At 34.5% G+C, this 20,611-nt stretch carries 16 protein-coding genes and 1 tRNA gene; 9 read left to right on the plus strand and 8 right to left on the minus strand.

Features of this window, described 5'->3' with window-relative positions:
* Positions 1-1,809 carry a GNAT family N-acyltransferase gene (locus tag YW9_RS0106245; protein WP_018279335.1) on the minus strand — a complete coding sequence of 603 codons (1,809 nt, stop codon included), beginning with the start codon at positions 1,807-1,809 and terminating at the stop codon, positions 1-3.
* 332 nt (positions 1,810-2,141) lie between these two features.
* Between YW9_RS0106245 and bioB the strand changes: the two genes are divergently transcribed.
* Together bioB and YW9_RS0106260 are read left to right on the plus strand one after the other, a co-directional pair.
* Positions 2,142-3,233 carry a biotin synthase BioB gene (bioB, locus tag YW9_RS0106255; protein WP_018279337.1) on the plus strand — a complete coding sequence of 364 codons (1,092 nt, stop codon included), beginning with the start codon at positions 2,142-2,144 and terminating at the stop codon, positions 3,231-3,233.
* Positions 3,234-3,488: 255 nt separating this feature from the next.
* The gene (locus YW9_RS0106260; protein ID WP_018279338.1) at positions 3,489-4,238 is read left to right on the plus strand and encodes a lysophospholipid acyltransferase family protein; all 750 of its coding nucleotides are present in this window, start codon (positions 3,489-3,491) and stop codon (positions 4,236-4,238) included.
* A 6-nt stretch (positions 4,239-4,244) separates the two neighbouring features.
* On the opposite strand, the gene YW9_RS0106265 is transcribed toward YW9_RS0106260, so the two are convergent.
* Both YW9_RS0106265 and YW9_RS0106270 read right to left on the minus strand, forming a co-directional pair.
* A complete protein-coding gene (locus YW9_RS0106265) occupies positions 4,245-4,622 on the minus strand; it encodes a hypothetical protein (protein ID WP_018279339.1) in 378 nt (125 codons plus the stop codon).
* A gap of 10 nt (positions 4,623-4,632) precedes the next feature.
* On the minus strand, positions 4,633-5,754 hold the full coding sequence (locus YW9_RS0106270; protein WP_018279340.1) for a DNA polymerase III subunit: 1,122 nt from the start codon (positions 5,752-5,754) through the stop codon (positions 4,633-4,635).
* A gap of 179 nt (positions 5,755-5,933) precedes the next feature.
* On the opposite strand from YW9_RS0106270, the gene kbl reads away from it, so the two are divergent.
* The 7 genes from kbl (at position 5,934) to YW9_RS0106305 (ending at position 15,968) form a co-directional block, all read left to right on the plus strand.
* Positions 5,934-7,127, plus strand: a complete 1,194-nt coding sequence (gene kbl / locus YW9_RS0106275) for a glycine C-acetyltransferase (protein WP_018279341.1) — start codon at positions 5,934-5,936, stop codon at positions 7,125-7,127.
* 107 nt (positions 7,128-7,234) lie between these two features.
* Positions 7,235-8,602, plus strand: a complete 1,368-nt coding sequence (locus YW9_RS0106280) for an OmpA family protein (RefSeq protein WP_018279342.1) — start codon at positions 7,235-7,237, stop codon at positions 8,600-8,602.
* Positions 8,603-8,863: 261 nt separating this feature from the next.
* Positions 8,864-11,872 (plus strand): tetratricopeptide repeat protein, encoded by a 3,009-nt coding sequence (locus YW9_RS0106285; protein ID WP_018279343.1) that lies wholly within the window; start codon positions 8,864-8,866, stop codon positions 11,870-11,872.
* Between the two features lie 24 nt (positions 11,873-11,896).
* Positions 11,897-13,645, plus strand: a complete 1,749-nt coding sequence (locus YW9_RS0106290; protein WP_018279344.1) for a TonB-dependent receptor — start codon at positions 11,897-11,899, stop codon at positions 13,643-13,645.
* Positions 13,646-13,707: 62 nt separating this feature from the next.
* Positions 13,708-14,124: a hypothetical protein gene (locus tag YW9_RS0106295; protein WP_018279345.1), complete on the plus strand. Its 417-nt coding sequence runs from the start codon at positions 13,708-13,710 to the stop codon at positions 14,122-14,124.
* A gap of 64 nt (positions 14,125-14,188) precedes the next feature.
* Positions 14,189-14,869 carry a response regulator transcription factor gene (locus YW9_RS0106300; RefSeq protein WP_018279346.1) on the plus strand — a complete coding sequence of 227 codons (681 nt, stop codon included), beginning with the start codon at positions 14,189-14,191 and terminating at the stop codon, positions 14,867-14,869.
* A gap of 52 nt (positions 14,870-14,921) precedes the next feature.
* Positions 14,922-15,968: a sensor histidine kinase gene (locus YW9_RS0106305; protein WP_018279347.1), complete on the plus strand. Its 1,047-nt coding sequence runs from the start codon at positions 14,922-14,924 to the stop codon at positions 15,966-15,968.
* 1 nt (position 15,969) lies between these two features.
* Here the strand turns inward: YW9_RS0106305 and YW9_RS0106310 are convergent, their stop codons facing one another.
* The 5 genes from YW9_RS0106310 to rpoN form a co-directional block, all read right to left on the minus strand.
* Positions 15,970-17,202, minus strand: coding sequence for a mechanosensitive ion channel family protein (locus YW9_RS0106310; protein WP_018279348.1), 1,233 nt, complete (start codon positions 17,200-17,202; stop codon positions 15,970-15,972).
* Positions 17,203-17,233: 31 nt separating this feature from the next.
* Positions 17,234-17,707 carry a regulatory protein RecX gene (locus YW9_RS0106315; RefSeq protein ID WP_018279349.1) on the minus strand — a complete coding sequence of 158 codons (474 nt, stop codon included), beginning with the start codon at positions 17,705-17,707 and terminating at the stop codon, positions 17,234-17,236.
* 136 nt (positions 17,708-17,843) lie between these two features.
* A tRNA-Arg gene (locus YW9_RS0106320) sits at positions 17,844-17,917 on the minus strand.
* Between the two features lie 13 nt (positions 17,918-17,930).
* Positions 17,931-18,380 (minus strand): GatB/YqeY domain-containing protein, encoded by a 450-nt coding sequence (locus YW9_RS0106325; protein ID WP_018279350.1) that lies wholly within the window; start codon positions 18,378-18,380, stop codon positions 17,931-17,933.
* 139 nt (positions 18,381-18,519) lie between these two features.
* Positions 18,520-19,986 carry an RNA polymerase factor sigma-54 gene (rpoN, locus tag YW9_RS0106330; protein ID WP_018279351.1) on the minus strand — a complete coding sequence of 489 codons (1,467 nt, stop codon included), beginning with the start codon at positions 19,984-19,986 and terminating at the stop codon, positions 18,520-18,522.
* Positions 19,987-20,611 lie beyond the last annotated feature (625 nt).

Genomic DNA, 20,611 nt, shown 5'->3' on the forward strand with positions numbered 1-20,611 from the left:
TTAATTAGCTTTCATTTTCGCTTCTAGTTCTGCCTGAAATTCCTCCATAACTGGCTTCATTGTACTCTCAGGAAGGTCAGCAATACGGATGTACATCAAACCATCAATAGCATTGTTAAACATTGGGTCTACGTTGAAAGCAATTACTTTAGCGTTCTGCTTAATATATTTTTTTATCAAAACAGGTAAACGTAAGTTCCCTGGCTCTAATTCATCGATAATTTTATCAAATTTGTTAAGGTCAGCTTGAGTTTCGTCAAAAATAAAATCTTTATCAGCATCTTTTATTTTCACTTTAAATTCTTTTTTAGGACGCACATACTGAGCAATATAAGGATCATAAAAATTTGATTTCATAAACTCAATCATCAACGATTTCGAAAAATTCGAAAACTGATTACTTATGCTTACGCCTCCCAACAAATAGTGATGTTCTGGATAACGTAATGTAGTGTGTGCAATCCCTTTCCAAAGAAGGAATAAAGGCATTGGTTTCTGCTGATATTCAGGAATAATGAATGCTCGTCCCATTTCAATGGTTTTGCTCATCATATCATACAATTCGGGTTCGAAACGGAATAAGTCGTGCGTATAAAAGCCTTCTATTCCATATTTTGGAAAAATTTCAGCTCCCAATCCCATACGATACGCTCCTGCAACTCTCTTAGCTTCAACGTCCCACAAAAATAAATGATGATAGTACTCATCAAACGAATCCAAATCGATGGAGGCATTCGTCCCCTCCCCTACTTCACGGAACGTGATTTCACGAAGCCTTCCTATTTCCTTTATTATATTTGGAATATCCTTACAAGGTGCTAAAAAAACCTCATAATTGTTTGTCTTTAGCAAACGATGCCCTTTCTCGGTGATGCATTCTATTTCTTTCTCTATCAATTCTGTACCAACAGGTTTAATAATTTCTTCAGGAGTTTTTGGAAATTTATTTGCTTTCAATACAGCAGCCAAAGGGATAAATTTTCTATCTTGCTCAAATGTATTTGCTAAAATATACGTTTTCTTACGCAGAAATTCTGTGTAAGAATCAATGTCCTTATATTCTTCTTGTACGTTTACAGATATTGGCTTTCCTATTCGGATGTAGATAGTTCGCTTCCTTTGAGTTAGCAATTCCGAAGGTAATTTTGCCGTGCGTAATGTATCACTAATTTTTGAAAGCGAATAAAATAATCTGCTATTTTTAGCGTGAAAATAAATGGGGATGACTGGCACCTGGGCCTTTTTAGCAAGTTTCATAGCGGCTTCTTCCCAAGGTTTATCAACGACAAGCTTGCCTTCGCGACTAACAGAAACTTCTCCTGCAGGAAAAAGCCCCAAAGGCATTCCATCTTGCAAATGCTTGATTGTCTGTTTAAACCCGATTACACTTGATTTGGCATCTTTATGATTTTCAAACGGATTCACAGGCATCACGTAAGGAGCAAGTGGTTCAATACGTTGCAAGAGGAAGTTTGCCATAATTTTAAAATCAGGGCGTTTCTCCAAAAGCAACTTCAATAGCAATATCCCATCAATTCCTCCTAATGGATGGTTTGATATTGTGATAAAAGCTCCTTCTTTGGGAATATTTCTTAAATCTTCCTCAGGAATTTGAAACTGAATTTCAAACTCATCCAAAATTGTATTTAAAAAATCAAGCCCTTGCAAGTGTTTATTTCTGTCATAAATGGCATTCAACTTTGAAAGCCTAAGTAGCTTCATCAGCACCCAGCCTCCAAAAGTCCCAATAAAACCATATTTGTCAAGGTTTATAGCCTTAGCAACCTCTTTTGCACTTACAAGACCCATATTTTAAATATCCTTATGTTTTTATTAACAATTTCAGAAGCTACAAAGGTAGAGAATTTAATTTTAAAAATAAAAAGTTTTAATATAACCACAATATTCCTAACACTCAAAACAACAAATAAACAACTGAAAATAAAACAATTAGATAAAAACAGAATCAAAATTATTTTAAAATTGAAATTTATAAATCTTGTCTTTTTTACATAAAAGTTATGAAAAAGAATTAACAACTCATTATATTTATTATTTTTGCAACTCGAAAAAGTTTTACCAGAACCCCATTTCTTTTCTGGCTTTTTCTAATCATAAAATAAAAATAAATTCATAAGGATATGTACAAAACTCGACATAATTGGACTAAAGAAGAAATCATCGCTATTTATAAAAAACCTTTAATGGATTTGCTTTATGAAGCTGCCACAATACATCGTCAGTTTCACGATCCAAACGCGGTACAAGTTTCTACCTTATTATCTATAAAAACGGGAGGATGTTCGGAAGATTGCGGTTATTGCCCTCAGGCAGCTCGCTATCACACAGGCGTTGAATTAGAGGAATTGATGACTGTTTCACACGTGAAGGCACAAGCTCTCAGGGCAAAATCATCAGGAGCTTCGAGGGTCTGTATGGGTGCTGCTTGGCGAAACGTAAAAGATGGTCCCGAATTTGACCAAGTTTTGGAAATGGTTCGAACTATCAACAAATTAGATATGGAAGTTTGTTGTACATTGGGTATGCTAACCGAAAATCAGGCAAAAAGATTGGCAGAAGCAGGACTTTATGCTTATAACCATAATTTAGATACTTCAGAAGAATACTACAAAGAAGTAATTTCAACACGAGGTTACGAAGACCGATTACAAACCATTGAAAACGTACGAAAAACAAACATTACTGTTTGTAGTGGCGGCATCATCGGTATGGGAGAATCTTTAGAAGACCGTGCAGGAATGCTCGTAGCTCTTTCTACCTTAAATCCACAACCTGAGTCTGTTCCTATAAATGCTTTAGTAGCTGTAGAAGGAACCCCAATGGAAGACCAAAAACCTGTAGAAATCTGGGAAATGATTCGAATGATTGCCACTGCTCGTATTGTAATGCCTGAAACTCAAGTACGTCTTTCAGCTGGAAGAACCCAAATGAGCCGTGAAGGACAAGCGATGTGTTTCTTTGCAGGAGCAAATTCTATTTTTGCTGGGGATAAACTACTGACAACTCCCAACCCGAATATTAACGAAGATATGATGATGTTCGAAATGTTGGGTATGCGTACACAGAAACCTTTTGAAAAACACACACAACCTACAACCACAGAAGCAGAAGATTCCAAATATGTCGCACTAGGTGAAAATCCAAAATGGACACGCCCTGAACATAAAATTGAACGAAACGAAAACAAACGAAAAACAAAAATCAAAGAATAAAAACATTTCGTCAGATTAGTTATAGTTTTATCTCTTTTTAAAATACAGGGAAATGATTTTCTTGGACATCAACAATAAATCTATTCTTGTGTAATACCAAGTTTATCAATCCAATAAGCAAAAAGGAAACATAAAAACACGGTTCAATTGCCGTGTTTTACTTTTTTATGTATCAGTACCAATGTATAATAAAATCCTCAAAAAATGTATATTCAACAAATTTGTATATTTGCACCCTCAAAATTTTAAAAAGGAATGACTTTTCTGAAATACGCCTTTTGGCTCATTTGGAAAATATGGTTTTACGTATTGGTAACAATCATTATACTACTATTGACCCCAATTTTGTTCGTTTTTACGTTACGAGAAAAATGGTATCCACAATTTTACTGGGTAGCACGAAACCTTTGGGCAAAACCAATTCTTTACGGAATGGGCTTTTATCCAGAAATATCTAAAAATCAATTTATTAAAAAAAGAGGAAGTTATATCTTGGTTGCAAATCACACCAGTGTAACGGACGTAATGTTGATGTACGTTTGTAGTAAAAATCCGTTTGTTTTTGTAGGAAAGAAAGAACTTGCACGAACTCCTGTATTTGGTTATTTCTATAAGAGATTTGCCATTTTAGTGGATAGATCAAGTGCAGAAAGTAGAAAACAGGTGTATGCTTCTGCTAAAAAAAGACTCAATTCAGGGTTAAGTATTTGCATATTTCCAGAAGGAGGTGTACCGGATGAGTCTGTTGTGTTAGATAAATTCAAAGATGGAGCCTTCAGCTTAGCTATTGATTTTCAGATTCCTATTATTCCAATGACTTTTTTTGATAATAAAAGACTGTATCCTTTTCGTTTTTTTGCTGGAAGTCCAGGTAAGATGCGAGTAAAAATACATCCATTTGTTCCTACACAAGGGCTTACCTTTAACGACAAAAATTCTTTAAAAGAAAAAGTCAGAAACATAATACTTCAAGAATTGGAAGCAGATGCAAAATCAACTCAATAAACCTTTTTAACACACAAGAAGTCCTATTAAACAGATAATAAAGTAAATAGCAATTCCTCTGGCTCCTTCATAGTCTTTTGCTAAACGTTGTCCAAACAAAAAACAAAGCAAAGTAGAAGAAGCGATAACAAGCCCATAGAAGCCATAGAAAACAGCTCCTAAACTGAAAATTTCAAAAATCCCAACCAAAAAGAAAATTGTAGAAATCACTTCTGCAGCAATAACAAAAATCAAGATTATAGCGATATATTTCTCCAAAAAAGTATCTGAAAGATAATCTCTATAATAAATTACTGATTTTCTGAAATCTACAATCTTCTCAAAAGCACTATATCCAAATGTTATAATCAGAAATAGAAATACAAAAACCAAAGCAAAATCCATAAAAATTGAACTATTTTGTATGTAAAAGTCGTGTTAATTTTATTGATAAATCGGTAAAGATAATTTTCGCATTTCCATTACGTTCAACGTGAAAGAGAGCTTCTTCCAACTGTTGATGAATTTGTTGAATATTATTTCCGTGTACGAAAGGAGCAAATTTTTCTAATTTAAAAGACGAATCTTTAAAGTCAGAATACACCAAACTCGCTGAATTATAGTTCATCAATAGTGCCTGACGAAAAACTTCAATGCAGTATAACAAGAATTGTTTTTGAGTTTCCCGCCCTGATGTCGCAATTTCTTCACTCCATTGCAAAAGTCCGTGAATAGAGGATTTATTTCCTTTGGCTCTGTAAGCAGAACGAACCCAAGTGATAAACCATTTTTCAAAGATATTCTCCTCATCAGTATTTTCCAAAAAGCTCAATGCTTTGTTGAAGTTTCCTTGAGCTCTCACAGCTAATTTAACAGCTTCATTTTCAGCGACACCTCTTTTTACAAGTCCTTCTTTGATTGCTTTTTCACTTAGTGGAGGAAACCGCAAAATCTGGCAACGCGACCGAATGGTATCCAAAATCGAAGATTCGTCTTCTGTAACTAAAAGAAAAATAGTTCGTTGAGGCGGTTCTTCCAATAGTTTCAGCAATTTATTAGCAGATTCAGTATTCATTTTTTCTGCCATCCAAATAACCATTACTTTGTATCCGCCCTCGAAAGCTTTTAATGACAATTTTGAAGTAATGTCTTTGGCTTCGTTAACACCAATATTGCCCTGTTTGTTTTCAATTCCCAATTGTTGATACCAATCGAAAAGACTTCCGTATGGTTTCTCTTTTATAAACTTTCTCCATTCATCTAAGAATAAAGCACTTATAGGGTCTTTTTTAACTTTTGTAGTAATTGCTGTAGGGAAAACAAAATGTAAATCGGGGTGAGATAAGTTATTGCATTTCAACAGACAAGAACCTTCTTCTTTACATAGAATATGAGATGCATACGCAATAGCCATTGGCAAAGTACCACTACCTTCATTCCCTACAAAAAGCTGTGCGTGCGGAATTCGTTGAGCTTCCACACTATCTTTCAGGTATTTTTTGATAGAATCGTATCCAAGAATATCATCAAACATCATAAAATTTCTGCTTAAATCAAGCCTCAAAGGTAAGAATAATAGACGAGAAGATAAAATTTCCTTCAAACTGACCTATCTGCAAACGAAAATTAAGAATAAAAGTGTATATTTTTTTGACGTTATGTTAGAAATTAGCTACATTTGTGCTCTCAAAGACAATCAAAATTAAATTTGGTGCTATGTACGGAAAAATAAAACAACATCTCCAAGCTGAATTAGAAGCTATTAAAGAAGCAGGACTTTACAAAAAGGAACGAATTATAACCTCAAAACAAGGAGCTGAAATTAAAATTTCTTCTGGTGAAGAGGTAATAAATTTTTGTGCAAATAACTACTTGGGGCTTTCTGCTCATCCTGAAGTAATTCAGGCAGCAAAGGATACGCTCGATACACACGGATTTGGTATGTCTTCAGTTCGTTTTATCTGTGGAACTCAGGACATTCACAAAGAATTAGAGAAAAAAATTGCTGACTTTTACGGAACGGAAGACACAATACTCTATGCAGCAGCTTTTGATGCGAACGGAGGTGTTTTTGAACCTCTATTCACCGATGAAGACGCCATAATCTCCGATTCATTAAATCACGCTTCAATCATTGATGGAGTTCGTTTGTGTAAAGCAAAACGTTTTCGTTACGAAAATAGTAATATGGCAGATTTAGAAGCCAAATTAAAAGAAGTCGATGCCGCTGGAGCTCGTTTCAAAATAATTGTTACAGACGGTGTATTTTCAATGGACGGATTGGTTGCTCCGCTGGATAAAATCTGTGATTTAGCAGAAAAATACGATGCTATGGTAATGGTTGATGAATGCCACGCAGCAGGATTTATCGGGGCTACAGGAAAAGGAACTCTTGAGGCTAAAAAAGTAATGGGGCGTGTTGATATTGTCACAGGTACTTTAGGAAAAGCTCTCGGGGGAGCAATGGGAGGCTACACAACAGGAAAGAAAGAAATCATTGAAATGTTACGCCAAAGGTCTCGTCCATATTTGTTTTCGAACTCGCTGGCTCCTGCAATTGTTGGTGCTTCAATAAAGGTATTTGACTTAATATCAAAGGATACTTCGCTTCGTGATAAGTTAGAAAAGAATGCTGAGTATTTCAAAAAAGGTATGAAAGCAGCTGGTTTTGACATCATTGAAGGAGATAGTGCTATTGTTCCAGTAATGCTTTACGACGCAAAGGTTTCACAAGTAATGGCTGACAAACTTCTTGAAAAAGGAATCTATGTTATAGGCTTCTTCTACCCTGTTGTTCCTAAAGGAAAAGCTCGTATTCGTGTTCAGTTGTCAGCAGCACACTCTAAAGAACACTTAGACAAGGCAATACAAGCTTTTACAGAAGTCGGCAAGGAATTGGGCGTTATATAAGTGTAGTTAAAAAAGTAAAAAAAAAGAAAGGGAATTTGTGAATATATCAAAATAATATTTATATTTGTCCCAAAAATAAAGTAGTAATCAAAAATTCATTTTTAAGTATGAAGAAAATCAAAGTAACTTTTATTGCTTTGGCTTCGGCTCTTACAGTTGGAGCTTATGCACAAGATGCAAATAATCCTTGGAAAATAGGGTTTGGAGTTAACTCTGTTGACGTCCGCACGCCAAGTGATGAATTTGGAGAGTTTATGAAAGATTGGGGAGGACCTAGTGATTTAAACATCCTTCCAGCTGTTTCTCGCCTTTCTGTAGGTCGATACATCGGAAGCGGCTTCTCTGCTGAGCTTTCAGGATCATTAAACAAAATTGAAAAAGGCTATGGGTACGTTAAAGATGCACCTAAAGTAGACCAATCTTTTTGGGGAGTTGACTTGAGAGCTAAATATCACTTGAACTCTCTTTGGACAGGTGCAAGATGGTTTGATCCATACCTACAATTAGGTGGAGGATATGCAGCTATTGAAGACGAAGGAAAATTCAGAGCCTTAGGAGGTGGAGGATTGAACTTCTGGTTTACAGAAAATATCGGTTTGAACTTACAAACTGCGTTTAATTCTACTTTCCAAAAAGATCAGAAAAACCACGATTTCTTCCAACATTCAGTGGGTGTAGCTATCAAATTTGGTGGTAAAGACACTGACGGAGACGGAGTTTTCGATAAAGACGATGAGTGCCCAGAAGTAGCTGGTCTAAAAGAATTCAACGGATGTCCTGATACAGACGGAGACGGAATCGCTGATAAAAATGATGCTTGTCCTGAAGAGGCTGGTTTGAAAGAATTCAACGGATGTCCTGACACAGATGGAGACGGAATCGCTGATAAAGATGACGCTTGCCCTGAAGTAGCTGGTCCTAGAGAACTTAACGGATGTCCTGACACAGACGGAGATGGCGTTGCTGATAAAGATGACAAATGTCCTGAAGTAGCTGGTCCAAAAGAAAATGCAGGTTGTCCTTGGCCAGATACAGACAAAGATGGTGTTCTTGACAAAGATGATGAGTGCCCTGAGGTAGCTGGTCCAGCTTCTAACAAAGGTTGTCCAGAAGTTACTGAAGAAGTTCAAAAAACTTTGAATGAGTACGCTAAAACTATCTTATTCGACACTGGTAAAGCTACAATCAAACCTCAATCAGCTGCAGTATTAGAGCAAATCGTTAGCGTGTTAAATCAGTATCCTAACTCTAAATTTACTATCGAAGGACACACCGATAGCACAGGAAACAAAGCTAAAAATCTTACACTTTCACAAGAAAGAGCTGATGCTGTAAGACTTTACTTGGTTCAAAGAGGAGTTTCTGACACTCGTTTGTCTGCAAAAGGATACGGAGTTGAGAAACCAATCGCTTCTAACAAAAATGCAAAGGGGAGAGCTTTGAATCGTCGCGTTGAGATTAACTTAGTAAAATAATCTCATAGAGATACGTAAAAGAACTATACCAAATACAAAGAGGTTACCATAATGGTAGCCTCTTTTGTTTTTTATAATCATTAAAATAAAACATTTAGCGTTTTTTTAACTTTCGGATAATTAAAAAACAAATAACTAGTAATCAATACGTTATTTTACTTCACATACAAATACAACACTCCATATATTTCCAAATATAAACACCTAGAATTGGTTTACAAAACAAAAATCCATAAATTTGGGCGTTAAAAACATTTCTTTATGAAACAAAAAATTTATTCAATCTCTTTTTTCTTGTTTTTTGTTCAAATTTTATTGGGACAAGAAACAGAAGTGTACACCAACCCTTCGGTTAATTTTGAGAAGGCTATGTCTTTGTATAATCGGAAAATGTACAAACCCGCACAGCATTTATTTAGAACTGAACAAACTACATCACTTGATCAGGAAAAGCGAATAAAATCTCAGTATTATGTTGCTTCGATTGCAGCTATTTTGGGTGAGACAGGGGCAGATGTTCTGATGAAAAAGTTTATTGAGGAACATCCAGAATCTCCGCTAAGTACAGGAGCTTTTATGCGAATGGCGGACTATTATTTTCAGAAAGGAAATTATAAAGAGGCTTTAACTTGGTATAAGCAAGTGAACGATGCTAGTGTAAGTAGAGAGGAAAGGACTAAGTTCTATTTTCAAAAAGGATATTCATTGTTTACCACAGGCAATAGAAAGGAATCTGAAAAGTATTTGAATTTAGTTAAAAATACAAAAGAATACGGGGCAGACGCAAATTATTATTTGGGTTACATCGCCTACGATTCAGATGATTATAAAAAAGCAGAAAGTTATTTCGAAAAGGTGCAAGGAGAGGAAAGTCTTGATAAGAATGTTTCTTATTTTCAAGCCAATATGAAGTTTAAGCAAGGGCTTTTTGAAGAAGCTATACGCGAAGGACTTAAACAAAAAGACAAAAACAAAAACGCTCAAGAACTTTCGGAACTCAATAAAATCATAGGAGAGAGCTACTTTAATTTAGGAAAATACAACCAAGCCATTCCTTATTTAAAAGAATATAAAGGAAAAAGAGGGAAGTTCTCAAACACAGATTTTTACTATTTAGGATATGCCTATTATAAAAACAAGGATTACACAAATGCCATTGAGCAATTCAATCAAATTATAAGCGGAAATGATGCAGTAGCACAAAATGCATACTATCACTTGGCTGAATGTTACCTAAATACAGGACAAAAACAACAAGCTTTAAACGCTTTCCGTAATGCATATCAGATGAATTTTGATACTCAAATAAAAAAAGATGCACATCTGAACTATGCTCGTCTAAGTTACGAAATTGGTAATCCTTACGAAAGTGTTCCAGCCGTGTTACTTTCCTATTCAAAAGCGTATCCTAACGACAAAAAGGAAGAAATACAATCGTTATTAATTGATTCCTACATCTCTTCAGGAAATTATCAAGCAGCTATCAATCTGTTAGAAAAATCAACTGATCCCAAAGACCAAGAAGTCTACAGAAAAGTATCTTTTTACAGAGGGTTGGAGCTTTTTAATGAAATCCAATATGAAGAAGCACTTAAATATTTACAAAAATCAACTGAAAGTTCAGATGCAACTATTTCAGTAAGAGCTTTGTATTGGCTGGGAGAAACTTCATATCTATTGAAAGATTTTCAAAATGCTAAAAAGTATTATACACAATTTTTAAACAAGCCAAATTCTTCAAAAACAAGCGAATATAAGAATATTTACTATAACTTGGCATATGCTGACTTCAATTTGAAAGAATACAAAACTGCTATTGAAAATTTTGAGAGATATTTGAAAGAAAATCCAAAATCAAATGCTTGGACAAACGACGCTTTGTTGCGTTTGGCTGATTCTTACTTTGTTGAAGGCAAATATTGGCCAGCGATGGAAAGGTATAACAAGCTCATAGCCAGCAATACAGCAGACGAGGATTACGCAGCCTATCAGAAAGCTATAAGTTATGGATTTGTTGATAGGTCTTCCAAAAAGATAGATGAATTAGAGAAATTTATTAAAAAATATAGAAATTCAAATCTTCGTCCTAATGCGTTATTTGAGTTAGGGAATACGTACGTTTCAGAAGGAAATACAGCCAAAGGAGTAGAATATTACAAACAAATACAAACAGAATACAAAGGAAATAATTTTGTGCCTCGTGCAATGTTGCGTGAAGGATTGGTTTACTACAATAAAAACCAGAATCAGAACGCTTTACAAGTTTTCAAAACCATCGCCAGAGATTATCCAAAAACAAATGAGTCTGCACAGGCAGTAGCTACCGCCAAACTTATTTATATCGATATGGGTAAAGTTAGTGAATATGCCTCTTGGGCGAAAGGTCTTGGTTATGTGGAAGTTTCTGATTTAGAATTAGAAAGTGCCACTTATGAAGCAGCAGAACGCCAGTACATTCAACAAAATGAAAAAGAGGCAATTCAAGGTTTTGAGAAATACATCAAAGAGTTTCCTAACGGAATGCGTCATACCAATGCACAATTCTACTTGGCTCAATTGTATTACGCTTCAAATCAGAAATCTAAAGCAGTTTCATTATACGAAAATGTTATAAAAAGTGGAGTTAATGAATTTATAGAACAGTCATTAACAAAGCTTACACAAATTCTGTTAGATGCAGGAAGTTATTTAAAAGCAAAACCTTATCTGGAAGAATTGGAAAAAACTGCTGTGATTGCTCAAAATAAAGTATATGCACAATCCAATTTAATGCGAGTTTGTTATAACGAGAAGTTGTACGATAAGGCAATCGAATACGCCAGTAAAGTTCTGAAAGATAAAACAATAGACTCCAGAATCAAGAGTGATGCCTACAACGTTCTGGCTCGTTCGCACATTCAGTTAGGAAATGAGTTGGAAGCAAGAAAAGCTTATCAGGAAGTGGCAAAAACAGCCACAGGAAGTTTGGCTGCCGAGGCGATGTACTACGATGCATACTTCAAACATAAAGACGGAAAATTTAAAGAATCAAACGAGGTTATTCAAAAATTAGCAAAAGATTATGGTGGTTATAAGGAGTTTGCAGCCAAAGGGTTAGTAGTAATGGCGAAAAATTTCTATGGTTTGAAAGATTCATACCAAGCAACCTATATACTTGAAAGCGTGATTAATAACTTTAAAGATTATCCTGATGTAGTTAGCGATGCTAAAAAAGAACTGGAAATAGTAAAAGCTGAAGCTGCAAAAAGTAATTCTTCGGTTAAGATGTAGTTTATAAATAAAAAAATGACAATAATGAATAAAAATATATTTCAACTTAATGCGTTGTTAATCACTTTTTTAATGTGTTCTATATCAATTGCACAAAACAAAAAAGATAGCCTAACAACTAAAGTGATTGATGTGGTAAAATCGTATGCCCCTACAATCGCAGATGCTTACAAAAAAAGGGAAGATGCTAATATCAAAAAAGATTCTTTAGCCCTAACCAAAAAACAGATTACATATTCAATTTATTCAGTTCCTGTAGCATCTACTTTCGTTCCAGAAAAGGGAAAAGCCACAACGATGAAAAAAACTATCAAAAGAGAATATTATCCTGATTCGTATGCGGGAGGAGCTTTTGGTAACCTGAACACTTTGTATGGCGATGCATCTATTAATTTTCCAGTAACTGATGAGGGCAATGTTGCTTTTTTGTTCAATCACTTATCTTCCAATGCAGAAGTGAAAGATGTAGTTTTGGATAATAATTTTGCAAAAACCACTGCTGGACTACGTTATGATTATCTGGATAAAGACGTTAATTGGGGTGTTAATGCTGATTTTGGAAGACGTGCTTACAATTGGTACGGAGTACAAAAAGATTTCTATACTGAAGAGCAGCTAAGGCAGTTAACAAACTTAAAACAAGTATACTTGGATTACGGACTGGCGGGATATGCAAAACTTTCCGACTCATATTTTGAGAGTGTAGATGTTTCATTCAGAGGGCTTTCAGATAAGTTTAATACCAGTGAAATGAATTTCAGAGTAACCCCATCATTTCAAGTACCTATTAGCAAAGATGAGCATAAAATTCGTTTAAATCTTCTCTTAGATTATTATTCAGGAACTTTTGAAAGAGGACACCTAACAACTACCGAGCAAAAGAATAAATGGTTGTTGATTGGAGCTAATCCGTCGTATCACTTTTCCACTAACGGATTGGAATTAAAATTGGGGGCAACCTTGGCTTATGCAGGAGCTAATCCTACACAAGAAAGCAATTTTAAAGCATTTCCTGATGTGGAAGTGTTATACAAATTTTCAGAAAATAATATGATTTTACACGGAGCCGTTCGCGGAATGTTTCAGCAAAACACTTTTGAAAAACTGACAAAAGCCAATCCACATTTAGCTCCAACACAATTGATTAACCCTACAAATATTAATGTAGATGCTTCTGTTTCCATTAAAGGAGAACTAACAACAGGGCTGTACTATAAGTTACAAGGAGCTTACAAACAATACGAAAATCTCCCTTTATTTACGACCTATTCAGAAGTAGGAACGCTTGCCTACCAACATAATAATTCGTTTGGATTAGTGTATGACAATGTAAACGAGTTTGGATTTTTAGCAGAAATAGGAGGAAATATAGATGATATATTTTTCTTCGATTTAGAAGGAAGAATTAACGGATATTCCACTAAAAATCAGGAAGAAGCTTGGAATTTGCCAAGAACAAGAGTTTCATTATTTACAGATGTTAAAATTATTGATGGACTTTTCGCAGGAGTTGATTTATTCTATGTAGGAGACCGATACGAGAAGGATTATATTTCCTCAATACAAGCTTCCCCAAGAAAATTAACATTAGATGGATATTTTGACCTAAACCTCCACGCTGATTACACTATTAACAAAAAATGGATGATTTTTGCAAAAGTAAACAATTTGACATCAAGCAGTTATAATCGATGGGCATATTATCCTGCTCATAGTCTTCAAGTATTTGCGGGAGTAAAGTATTTATTTAGTTTGAGTAAAAAAGCAAAGTAATTTTGAAAATGTTATTTCACAAGTAAAAAAAGTTTTTATTTTTGCGCAAAAATTGATTACAGATGAATGCACTAGAATTACAAAAAATGTTAAATGACCATTGTCAAGAAATGAAGGACAATATGCCTGGTTTCTTGTTCTATGGTATTCTTAGTTCCTCAGATGGTACTACACTGTCTAAAGCTCAAGCTAATGACAACCCATTGGCTGATAATATCGAAAGCGGGTCCGCCTTCCATTTAACTATCCTAAATCAGGTAAAAATGGTGGTTGATAGTAATGCAGAAGCGAATTTGGAAATTGATGATATCATCATTGAAACCAATAAAATCGTATTTATCATTATGGTTTCCGCTTTGGGTAAATTTTTCTCGGTTACTGCACTTGAACGCGAACACTCAAATCTGGGCATAACACGAGCGTTACTTTATCGTTGTAAAGCAGAATTTGGAACAATGCTAGATGATTATTTTGAATAGAAATAAATCGTCTTAGAAAAATACTTATAGTTTTGTTGTAAATTACCAATTTTTGGAGGATATTATGAAGGGATTGAAAATTTTATTGGTTGATGATGAGCCTGATGTTTTAGAGATTGTAGGCTACAATTTAGAAAGAGAAGGCTTCCGTGTATTTACAGCAAAGAATGGCTTAGAAGCAGTCAAAGAAGCGAAAAAGGAGCAACCCCATCTCATCATTATGGACGTGATGATGCCTGAAATGGATGGCATTGAAGCTTGTGAGCGTATCCGAAAACAACCTGAATTATCAAAAACGGTAATAGCTTTCTTAACAGCCAGAGGCGAGGATTATTCTCAACTCGCAGGTTTTGAGGCTGGTGCAGATGATTACATCACAAAGCCCATAAAGCCTAAAGTGCTTGTGAGTAAAGTAAAGGCACTATTACGTCGCTTTAATACAAATGAAGAAAGTGACTCAATTTTGAAAGTAAACAATCTCATTATCAACAGAGACGAGTACAAAATAACTCACGAAGGAGAAGAGATAATTTTACCTCGTAAGGAGTTTGAACTCCTGTGGTTATTAGCTTCACAACCAGGAAAAGTCTTCAAACGAGAAGATATTCTGGACAAAGTTTGGGGTAGCGAGGTTGTTGTTGGCGATAGAACTATTGATGTTCACATCCGAAAACTGCGAGAAAAAACAAAAGATAGTTATTTCAAAACGGTCAAAGGCGTGGGCTATAAGTTTGTCGCTTATTAAATAAGATTTATAATTAGGGATTAGTTTTTGCTAATCCCTATCTTTTTTAAATATGTGGAAATTAAAAAAATCATATCGATTTGCATTAAGGTCTTCCTTGTACATTACATTTTTTTCTATTTTTTTACTCGGAATTGTAAGTTTTTTGTTTGAAAAAGTCTCTTTGTGGATTATAATTTCATACGCTTTAGTTTTGTTTGTAGTTTGTTTTTTTATATTGCAATATCGAGTGGAAAGATTTATGTACAAAAGGATTAAGAGAATATATCAGGACGTATCCCTTCTGGAAAGTTCAAGCACTGGAAGTAAGCCCATTATCACAGATGTAGCTTCTTTAAGTAAAGATATAAACAAATTTGCACGTAGAAAAAAACTTGAGATACAAGCCCTTAAAGACCAAGAAAAATATCGAAAAGAATACATCGGAAATATTTCACACGAGTTGAATACACCACTTTTTACCGTACAAAGTTATATTTTAACACTTTTAGATGGTGCAATAGAAGATAAATCTGTTCGTAAAAAGTACCTTTCACGTGCAGCAAAAGGAGTTGAACGATTAATTTATGTGGTAAAAGACCTCGAAATGATTTCAAAACTGGAAACAGGAAAACTTAATCTTGATTTTGAAGAATTTGACATCGTTGAGTTAATTCAGAATGTATTTGAAATGTTTGAAATGCAAGCGGCTAAGCAGGAAATTTCACTCATTTTTGATAAAAAATATCTTCCAATTTACGTTTATGCCGACCGAGAACGAATACAACAAGTAATTGCAAACCTGATAGTTAACTCCATAAAGTACGGAAAATACAACGGAACAACAGAAATAAGTATCGACAAATTACCTAAAGGAAAGATAATTGTTCGCGTTATGGATAATGGTGAAGGAGTCATTGAGGAGAATCTGTCACGCTTATTTGAACGTTTTTACCGAGTGGACAAAAGCGGAAGTCGTAAGGAAGGTGGTTCAGGGTTAGGACTTTCCATCGTGAAACATATTATCGAGGCTCATAAACAAAAAGTTTATGTAGAAAGTGTTTATGGCGTAGGCTCAGAGTTTTCATTCACGTTAGATACTCCAAAAACAGAAAAATAACCTATTTTCCATATTTTGAAAAACTATGCCCTGAAGGCTCTTGAAATAATCGAAGATTAAATGTAGGAACAATAGCAAGGATATGATCAAAAATATCAGCCTGTATTTGCTCATAAGTAACAAATTGCTTCACTTTTGAAAACATATAAATCTCAATCGGAACACCTTTCTCTGTAGGCTGTAATTGCCTAACAACAAACATCATATCTAAATTCACAAAATCCGATTCTCGAAGGTAATTTTCTACATATTTTCGGAAAGTTCCAATATTTGTAAGCCTTCTTTGATTGAAACATTCCGTTTCGTTGGCATTTACTTCACTAATTATCTTTACCTTTTCTTCGATATAATCCGAAATTAATCGTATCTTTTTAAAATTTTCTATTTCCTCTTCCGACAAAAAGTGAATTGACTCAATATCAACACTTACGTGTCTTTTAATTCGCCTACCTCCCGATAGTTCCATTCCTCGCCAGTTTGTGAAAGATTCCGAAGTGAGTTTGTAAGTGGGAATTGTAGTTATAGTTCTGTCCCAATTTTGAACTTTTACGGTTGTTAACCCAATATCAATTACAGTTCCATCAGCTCCGTCTTTTGGAGAGGCTATCCAATCACCCACAAAGAGCATTTTGTTTGCAGACAATTGAATACCAGCAACAAATCCCATAATCATATCTTTATAAACAATTAAAAGAATGGTAATCATTGCCCCCAAACCTGTTAAAATATCAATAAAATTTTTATTTGCAAAAATAGAAATGATAGCAACACCACCAAGTGAATACAATATAACTTTAGCAAGTTGAATGTATATTTTAATAGTTACTTCAATGCCTTTCAAATGTATATAAAGTTGCTCTATGGCATTAAGCACCGCATTCAAAAATATTATTAGAACTACGATGAAATAAGTACTTATTAATGTTTGAATCAGCCATCTTAACGATTCTGAGGCAATTATGTGATACGAAGAAAGTACTAATAATCCAGGAAAGAAGTGTGCAAATCTGGCGAAAACTAAATTTTCCATAAAAATATCGTCCCATTCGGTTGCAGTACGTCCCACCAATTTCGGGATAGTTCGCCTCATAATAAAAGTTGCCAATTTATCTATCAGCCAAGCTACAATGAGTATGATTGCAAAAGTAATTACAGATTGTATAACGACAGCCCATAGATTACTAAATCCATACTCTTCAAGCAATTGCACAGTTTGATTTCTGAAATTTTCCATATTATTTTAATAAGAAATAGGTTAATTGAATTTATTCATATAATTCATTTACCTTGTCATAAACTAAATCTGACTCCCAGCCACGATAAAGTAGATAATCAGCAAGTTTTCGTTTTGCCTTATATACGCTTTTTTCTTTTATTTCTGCTTGTTTTTTCTCAGCTAGAATTTCAAAAGTAGCAATATACTCCTCATTATCAATCTCTTTTAAAGCTGATTGAATGATATACGTGGAAAGACCTCGTTGTTTTAATTCTCGTACAATACGAATACGTCCCCATTTTTTATACCTAAACTTTCCTCTGGCAAAACTTTTAGCAAAACGTTCTTCATTTAAGAAGTTATTTTGAATTAAATGCACTACAATTTCGTCAATAGCAATAGGAATCATACGCATTTTTTGGAGTTTATCAATCACTTCTTTATGGTAACGTTCCTGATAGGCACAAAAAGCCTCCAACTTTCGTTTTGCTTCTTCAACGGTGTAGGTTTTAACTGTATCCATAGGAAGCAAAGATAAAAAATTTTTTGATTAGAATTGGGAAGAAAAACTTTTGGGTAGTAATTTACTACAAGAATGGAGATATTATATAAAGAAAAAAAATAACTCTCTGTAAAACAAAGAGTTATTTATCTACTTGTGACCGCGAGAGGATTCGAACCCCTAACCCTCAGAGCCGAAATCTGATATTCTATCCAGTTGAACTACGCGGCCTTTAATCTATATGTTATGACAATAATTTTTTTACAATAGTCGAAATAAGCTTTCCGTCGGCTTTTCCCGCTAATTTTTGGGTAGCAACCCCCATTACTTTGCCCATATCTTTAATTCCAGAAGCCCCAACACTTGATATAATTTCAGCAATTTCAGAAGAAACTTCTTGCTCAGAAAGCTGTTTAGGCAAAAATTTCTCAATAATGGCGGCTTGTGCTAACTCAGGCTCTGCCAAATCATTACGCCCTTGAGAAGTGTACAGAGCAGCACTATCATTTCTCTGTTTCACAAGCTTTTGTAAGATTTTTAACTCCTCTGCTTCAGAAAGTTCCGCAGAAGCTCCTGATTCTGTTTTGGCTAATAAAATAGCTGACTTAATTGCACGTAAAGACTCTAAAGCTACTGTATCTTTAGCTTTCATAGCATCTTTCAATGCCTCCATTACTTTTGTCTGTAAACTCATCTATCTAATCTTAAACGACGTGCAAAAATAATACGTTTCAATATAAATAACAAACCATTTTGTAAAAAAATGCGCGACAATTTAGCAGAAGCTATCCAACATTTGGATAGTTTTACCAATAAAATCTTTTAAGAAATAATTATAACTCTTTTCTGAGCCTTGCTACAGGAATATCCAGCTGTTCACGATATTTCGCAACGGTTCTTCGTGCTATTGGATACCCCTCTTCTTTAAGAAGTTGTGCTAATTCATCGTCAGGATAAGGCTTGCCTTTATCTTCAGAGGCAATGATTTTTTGTAGAATTTGCTTTATTTCGTGCGTCGAAACATCTTCTCCTTGGTCGTTTTTCATTGATTCAGAAAAGAAATCCTTAATTAACTTGGTTCCATAAGGCGTTGTAACATATTTGCTACTCGCCACACGTGAAACGGTAGAAATATCCATTCCAACTTTATCAGCTATATCTTTCAGAATAAGAGGTTTAATTTTCAATTCATCACCCGTAAGGAAATATTCACGCTGATGTTCCATTATAGCCCCCATTGTAACCAAAAGCGTTTGTTGACGTTGTTTTATAGCATCAATAAACCACTTGGCAGAATCCAATTTCTGTTTTATAAAAAAGACAGCCTCCTTCTGAGAAGCACTCTTCTCTTTCGACTTTTTATACGTATCCAACATTATGGAATAATCCTTCGAAACGTGTAATTCAGGAGCATTTCTTCCGTTAAGAGTCAATTCTAACTCATTATCATTAACACGCACCGTAAAATCGGGAATAACCTGCTCTGTATGAACGTTACTTCCTGAATATGAACTCCCTGGTTTAGGATTCAGTTTTTCTATTTCCTGAATCGCGTCTTTTAGTTCATCTTCCGAAACGGAAAATTTTTGCTGTAATTTCGCATAATGTTTTTTAGAAAATTGCTCAAAACCACTATCAATAATTTCAATTGCTAAAAGAATTGATGGAGTCGCTTTTTTTCGGCGTAGTTGTATCAACAAACATTCCTGCAAGTCAAAAGCCCCAACGCCTGATGGGTCTAAATGGAAAATGATTTGTTCCCGAACTTGTTTTACCTTATCTTCCTCTGTGTAAATATTTTGAGTAAAAGCCAAATCGTCGGTTAAATCTTGAATAGTTCGGCGAATGTAACCGCTATCATCAATACTACCAACCAAAAATTCAGCTATCAGATATTCTTCATCATTAAGTGTAAATGTATTTAACTGATTTAGAAGAGATTGATGAAAAGAAACTTCAGCGCTGAAAGGGATTTCTTTCTCCTCGTCGTCATCACTATAATTATTTGCTTGCAATCGATACTCAGGAATTTCATCATCGCTAAGATATTCATCGATGTTAATATCCTCCATATCAATCACTTCACTATCATTATATTCATCTTTGGAATTGTCAAATTCATCGGCAAATTCGTCAAACTCATCTTCCTCACGTCCCGATTCCAGAGCTGGATTTTCCTCTAATTCCTGCTTAATCCGTTGCTCGAAAGCAAGTGTTGGCAATTGCACCAATTTCATTAACTGAATTTGCTGAGGCGAAAGTTTTTGTGAAAGTTTGAGTTGTAAATTTTGTTTTAACATCTGCTGATACCTGAATTATGTTGGCAAAAGTACATAAAAAAGAAGAAAGAGACAAAATTCAATCGTTTTTAGGACAATAAAAAACGAGAAACCTAAAAACTAAATTCAGATTTCTCGTTGAACTTGTTTAAACTTTTCGAATAAATGTTGGTATAAATCCTAAACACAACATAGCTATCCAAGTTATGTTAGGGTTTCATATCTTACAATCAACCCTTTAAAACCATCAAGCCACGCAAACTACCCTCTATTTTAAACCGATTTTTATATAATTCTTCGTCAAAATAAATGTTTTCATTTTGTCCATTTCTGGGATTTTGTTTGATATTAGGTATTATCTTTTCTTTCTGTAAAAAACTTCTCAAATCTCGACTATCAAAACTTGCATCAGCTTATTTTTTAGTCTTTAAAATACACTCCTGTTGGAAACTCCTCCACTGGTAACCTATTTTTAATCGTTTGATTATCAGAAGAAAAATTAAAAATAAATCAAATTTTGTTTTAAATACTCTTTTTCCAATATTCAAATAGGAAATAATCCATTTTTTATCATATCTTTACTCAAGGTTCACTGATTTTCATTTTGTTATATAAAACAAAAATGCTAAAAATTTTTGAGACTTTT

It is taken from the genome of Capnocytophaga cynodegmi DSM 19736 (genome assembly GCF_000379185.1).
Classification (GTDB): Bacteria; Bacteroidota; Bacteroidia; order Flavobacteriales; family Flavobacteriaceae; genus Capnocytophaga; species Capnocytophaga cynodegmi.

Bases quoted from the DNA above. Each gene is read 5' to 3' on its own strand.
- YW9_RS0106245 (WP_018279335.1), bottom strand. From the start codon at position 1,809: ATGGGTCTTGTAAGTGCAAAAGAGGTTGCTAAGGCTATAAACCTTGAC.
- bioB (WP_018279337.1), top strand. From the start codon at position 2,142: ATGTACAAAACTCGACATAATTGGACTAAAGAAGAAATCATCGCTATT.
- YW9_RS0106260 (WP_018279338.1), top strand. From the start codon at position 3,489: ATGACTTTTCTGAAATACGCCTTTTGGCTCATTTGGAAAATATGGTTT.
- YW9_RS0106265 (WP_018279339.1), bottom strand. From the start codon at position 4,622: ATGGATTTTGCTTTGGTTTTTGTATTTCTATTTCTGATTATAACATTT.
- YW9_RS0106270 (WP_018279340.1), bottom strand. From the start codon at position 5,754: ATGATGTTTGATGATATTCTTGGATACGATTCTATCAAAAAATACCTG.
- kbl (WP_018279341.1), top strand. From the start codon at position 5,934: ATGTACGGAAAAATAAAACAACATCTCCAAGCTGAATTAGAAGCTATT.
- YW9_RS0106280 (WP_018279342.1), top strand. From the start codon at position 7,235: ATGAAGAAAATCAAAGTAACTTTTATTGCTTTGGCTTCGGCTCTTACA.
- YW9_RS0106285 (WP_018279343.1), top strand. From the start codon at position 8,864: ATGAAACAAAAAATTTATTCAATCTCTTTTTTCTTGTTTTTTGTTCAA.
- YW9_RS0106290 (WP_018279344.1), top strand. From the start codon at position 11,897: ATGAATAAAAATATATTTCAACTTAATGCGTTGTTAATCACTTTTTTA.
- YW9_RS0106295 (WP_018279345.1), top strand. From the start codon at position 13,708: ATGAATGCACTAGAATTACAAAAAATGTTAAATGACCATTGTCAAGAA.
- YW9_RS0106300 (WP_018279346.1), top strand. From the start codon at position 14,189: ATGAAGGGATTGAAAATTTTATTGGTTGATGATGAGCCTGATGTTTTA.
- YW9_RS0106305 (WP_018279347.1), top strand. From the start codon at position 14,922: ATGTGGAAATTAAAAAAATCATATCGATTTGCATTAAGGTCTTCCTTG.
- YW9_RS0106310 (WP_018279348.1), bottom strand. From the start codon at position 17,202: ATGGAAAATTTCAGAAATCAAACTGTGCAATTGCTTGAAGAGTATGGA.
- YW9_RS0106315 (WP_018279349.1), bottom strand. From the start codon at position 17,707: ATGGATACAGTTAAAACCTACACCGTTGAAGAAGCAAAACGAAAGTTG.
- YW9_RS0106325 (WP_018279350.1), bottom strand. From the start codon at position 18,380: ATGAGTTTACAGACAAAAGTAATGGAGGCATTGAAAGATGCTATGAAA.
- rpoN (WP_018279351.1), bottom strand. From the start codon at position 19,986: ATGTTAAAACAAAATTTACAACTCAAACTTTCACAAAAACTTTCGCCT.